This window comes from Psychromonas aquatilis (assembly GCF_038155185.1).
Lineage (GTDB): Bacteria > Pseudomonadota > Gammaproteobacteria > Enterobacterales > Psychromonadaceae > Psychromonas > Psychromonas aquatilis.
In genome coordinates, this window is the sequence record NZ_JBAKAZ010000102.1 from 1 (window position 1) to 4952 (window position 4952).

The window sequence follows — 4952 nt, forward strand, 5'->3', positions numbered from 1 at the left end:
GATGCGCATTATAGGGATTCAGATCACATTGGCAAGCGTTTTATTGTGATTATTTACGATTAATTGTTTGAGTGGTCACTTAACAAACAAGTCGTTTATATTGTATGCGAAAATCCACTACTTAATGTGTTTTATTAACTTTCAAATTGTTTAAACACAAAGGTGAATTTGTCAAAATAATCAGAAAACCAACTTTAAAGTTCAGTTTTATTTAAAAATTAACGATATTATTAACATGATATTTATCAAGGTTATGTATCTAGATAAAAATCGATCAAAAATTGATAACATCACCGTTAATAATTATGTCATCACATTGCATGATTAAAGCAGTGAAATCTCTCTTCTATATAGTAGGTAATATAATAAGTAATAAAATGCACTCGAATAACGATTGCCTCCACTAAACAAACTCCGTAGACACGTACTGTCTAATTATACTTTTATAAATAAAAGTCTGACTACCCGCCTAACGACAGACAACAATAATTATGTCTTTTACCCTTTTATTATAACCACCAGCATTATTTCTATATTCGCTCTCATCCGTTATCACTCATGTTAGCTCAAATTAAATAACTCAAAGATCAATAAACCTATGCTCGTCGCTTAGTTACTTACTGGATAATAGAAATTAAATGTATCTATTACTCTGCATCAGTTAAAATAAGTAAATCAAAGGCAATAAAAATGTCAGCTCATCGCTTTAACACCCTATGAGCTACGCAATAAAAAATAAAAGGCAATAAAATAAAATGAGTAAAGCGAATATCCAGTGGTTTCCTGGGCACATGCATAAAGCACATAAGCAGATCAAAGAAGTTCTCCCTCAGGTCGATATCATTATTGAAGTCGTTGATGCTCGTATTCCTTATAGTAGTGAAAACCCATTAATTGAAGCTATTCGTGAAAAAACCCCTTGTATTAAAGTGTTAAATAAATCTGATCTAGCTGATCCTGCTATCACCGCTAAATGGATTGAATACCTTGAACAAGAGCAAGGCATTAAAGCGATTGCTATTACTACTAGCAAAACAGAACAAGTACATCAAATCACCAAGCTATGTGAGAAAATGTTACCTAATCGATTAAGTCAGGATAAGCAAATTAGAGCGATGATCATGGGGATCCCTAATGTAGGTAAATCAACAATCATCAATATTTTAGCTGATCGTATTATCGCTAAAACCGGCAATGAGCCAGCGGTGACTAAAAATCAACAACGTATTCGTTTACCAAGCGGCATTATGTTATCTGATACACCTGGATTTTTATGGCCAAAAATTGAAAATGCCAACTCTGGCTATCGTTTAGCAGTAACGGGTGCGATTAAAGACACTGCTATTGAATATGAAGATATTGCATATTATGCAGCAGATTATTTAATTACCCATTATTTACCACGTTTACAACAACGTTATGAGTTTGATGAGACTCCACAATCTGATCATGAACTAATGGAATTAATTGCTAAGCGCCGTGGCGCATTACGTGCTGGCGGGCATTTTGATATCTATAAAGTGTCTACGATATTGCTCAATGAATTACGCTCAGGTGCATTAGGTCCAATAAGCATGGAAATACCTGAGATGGTCGCTGTTGAAAAACTTGAAGTTGAAAGAATAATGGCAGAAAAAGCACAGAAGAAAATTGAAGTAAAAGAAGCAAGACGCCGTCGTTACAAGAAAAATAGGTAATATTACTCAATCTACCCACTTATCTATACAGGAGAATATATGGAAGCTCTATTATCAGCACGCTTTCAATTAGGTGAATGTCCTCGTTGGGATCACCAAAGTAAACAGTTATGGTGGGTAGACATTCTCCAGCATCAACTTCATAGTTTCAACTTACAAACTGAGCATCATCAAGTACGACATCTCCCTGAACAGATAGGCTGTTTTACGCTGTCTCAATCAGGCGGGTTAATTATCGCTGGGCAATCAGGTTTTTACTCATTAGCAGACGCACAATCTGAACTAACTTTTATTAGCGATCCTGAAGAGCATTTACCAGCACAACGTTTTAACGATGGACGTTGCGATAGTGCTGGTCGCTTTATTGCCGGCACAGTTAATCCCAATAAGGACCAAATTTTTGGACAGTTTTATCAACTTAATAACGACCTACAAGTCACAGCCCTTGTAGGAAAAAGTTGGACTTGTAATGGCTTAGCATTTAGCCCTGATAATAAAACCTTATATTGGTCCGATACACCAGAGCGTAAAATATACCAATGTGATTATGACCCTCAAAAAGGCCAAGTCAGTAATCAGCGTCTCTTTTATCAAGTGGATGAGTCACAAGGTAGGCCAGATGGAGCCTCGGTTGATCAACAAGGAAACTATTGGAGCGCATTATACGGTGGTAGTGAAATTATCTGTATTAGTCCAGATGGTGAGCTATTACAACGTTTATCCGTTCCAGTCACTAACCCAACCATGGTCTGCTTTGGTGGCGAAGAGTTGAAAACTATGTTTATTACCAGTGCCAAGCAAAAAATGACTGCCGAACAACTTCAGAAAAACCCACTAGAAGGCGCTTTATTAAGTTGCCCCGCCCCCATCCCTGGTATGCTTGAATATACATTTAAGGGATTAGAATAAAAAAACCGTAGGATGGTGGTAATAATAAACAACGACCTTTATTACCACAGAAACCGAGCCAACTAAAGCTTGCAGATTAATGAAAGCTTGGTAATGACAATAGAGATTCGCTATTTAAGTTAACTATTATAGAGTTTAATCGCGAGGTTAGTAATATTTTACATTATTAAAAATGCCATGAGATAAGTGATATCAGACTGTTAACACTATAAGCACATTCTAAATACTTCAATGCATAACCTCTTCACGCTTGCTTAACATTAAATCACATTACTTTTTATAGGTTCTCGCTTTAGTCTTTTTTCTAAAAACTTTTTTATTGGTTGTTTTTGGTAATCCTGTAAAGCTGATATTTTTTACTTCATTAATTAATAATTCAAGGTTTCCCTGCACGCCATTTATGAATGCTTGATAACTCATGGACTTTGTCGATATTGATTCTAGCTGCGACTCCCACATTGCTGTCATATCAGGTTGTGATATTTGTAAAGGTAATGCAGTAATCAGCTGGGAGCCCACCTCTGTAGGATGTATTTCCTTGCCTTTTTTGACTATATAACCGCGCTTAAATAATAACTCGATGATTCCAGCTCGTGTCGCTTCTGTTCCTAGACCATCGGTTTCTTTCAGTGCTTTTTTTATCTCTAGGTCAGTTACAAATCTTGAAATACCAGTTAAGGCACCTAATAGAGTAGCATCAGTAAAAGGTTTGGGAGGAGTTGTATTTTTTTCAATTAAATCCCCTTTTATACATTGCACTTGGTCACCGACTTTGACTTGTGGTAAGGCAACGGATGAAAACTCAGCGGCTTCTTTATTTTTAGTGGCAGTCGGAAATAGTGCTTTCCAACCATTACTTAAAATATCTTTTTGCTTACTAATAAAAAGACCTGAGGCAATATCAGTATGTATTTGTTTATCAAGATATTCAAAAGGAGGATAAAACTGAGCGATATACTGCCGTGCAACTAACTCATATATTTTCATTTCATTTGCTGATAATACACCTGTTGCTTTGTTTCTTGCCGTTGGAATAATAGCATGATGAGCCCCTACTTTAGCGTCATTCCATACTCTACTTTTAATGCTTAAATCTGCATCCGCTAACATTTTTTGTGATTTACTTGATACGCTAGCAATGGCATTGGTCACTGCTTGAATATCATTTAAATGTTCTTTTGGTAAGTACTGACAATCCGATCGAGGGTAAGTTATTAGTTTATGCTTTTCATAAAGTTGCTGGCATATATCAAGTGTTTGTTTAGCGCTCATTGAAAACACTTTAGCTGCGGCTATTTGTAAGCTAGATAAATTATAGAGTAAAGGAGCCTGCTGCTTTTTTTTATCCTGAGCAACTTTAATTATTTTTCCCTGCTGTCCATTAATGCGTTCGATAACATTAAGGGCAAGACTTTTTGATAAGACTCTCTTCTCATCATCCATAAACGGTTCACAGGCGGCACTTGGTTTCCATTTACCTTGGTATTTAACCCTGTCACTTGTTTCAATGTTGGCGATCACTTCATAAAAAGGTTTAGAGATAAAATTATTAATATCAATATGTCGATTAACAATTAAAGCCAGTATTGGAGTTTGAACACGGCCGATCGACAAAACACCTTGATAACCTGACTTTTGTCCTTGTAACGTACAAAGCCGCGTCATATTGAGTCCGTACAACCAGTCTGCTCTTGCTCTCGCTAATGCAGAAACTGCCAATGGAATATAATCTTTATTTGGTTTTAGGTTATTAACCGATTTTTTAACCGCTGCAAAATTCATATCGCTGATTAAGCAACGTTGAGCATTAGCTATTTTAGTTTTAGAGGCACCACAATAATTGATCACCTCATCAACAAGGATCTGCCCCTCTCTATCCACGTCCCCAGCATTGACGATGATTTTTGACTGTTTGATCAGTTTCTTGATAACTGTTAGCTGCTTTTTGGTTTGAGCTTTAGGCTTTAACTGCCATTTAGTAGGGATAATAGGTAAATCGGAGATAACCCACTTTTTATACCTTTCATCGTAGGCATCAGGCTCAGCTTGTTCCAATAAATGTCCAATACACCAAGTAACAACATCACCGTTATTAGCTTCTATGTAACCATCTCTTTTTTTTAATGGTTTAGGAAGAGCTTCTGAGAGAGCTCTCGCTAGACTTGGTTTTTCAGCAATATATAATTTCAACGCGCTCTCCCAACTGTTTTTATAAACAGTATTTTATATAACCCCATAATTCAAGCACTTCAGAATAAAATTAACGACTAAAGTTAAAGTAGTGACTATATTGTAAGCGTCTAGCAAAGCACACCTAGTATCGACTTTCTGATTGTTTAAAAATAT

The 4952-nt window shown here is 36.2% G+C and carries 3 protein-coding genes; 2 read left to right on the forward strand and 1 reads right to left on the reverse strand.

Going from position 1 to position 4952, the window contains the following annotated elements:
- Window positions 1-755: 755 nt before the first annotated feature.
- Both ylqF and V6256_RS14740 read left to right on the forward strand, forming a co-directional pair.
- A complete protein-coding gene (gene ylqF, locus V6256_RS14735; RefSeq protein WP_341599033.1) occupies window positions 756-1697 on the forward strand; it encodes a ribosome biogenesis GTPase YlqF in 942 nt (313 codons plus the stop codon).
- A 39-nt stretch (window positions 1698-1736) separates the two neighbouring features.
- Window positions 1737-2606 carry an SMP-30/gluconolactonase/LRE family protein gene (locus tag V6256_RS14740; RefSeq protein WP_341599034.1) on the forward strand — a complete coding sequence of 290 codons (870 nt, stop codon included), beginning with the start codon at window positions 1737-1739 and terminating at the stop codon, window positions 2604-2606.
- Window positions 2607-2876: 270 nt separating this feature from the next.
- Here V6256_RS14740 and V6256_RS14745 read toward each other — a convergent pair whose 3' ends face one another.
- Window positions 2877-4796, reverse strand: a complete 1920-nt coding sequence (locus V6256_RS14745) for a DNA topoisomerase III (protein WP_341599035.1) — start codon at window positions 4794-4796, stop codon at window positions 2877-2879.
- Window positions 4797-4952: the final 156 nt, after the last annotated feature.

Coding starts and splice junctions, on each gene's coding strand:
- ylqF (WP_341599033.1), top strand. CDS start 756: ATGAGTAAAGCGAATATCCAGTGGTTTCCTGGGCACATGCATAAAGCA.
- V6256_RS14740 (WP_341599034.1), top strand. CDS start 1,737: ATGGAAGCTCTATTATCAGCACGCTTTCAATTAGGTGAATGTCCTCGT.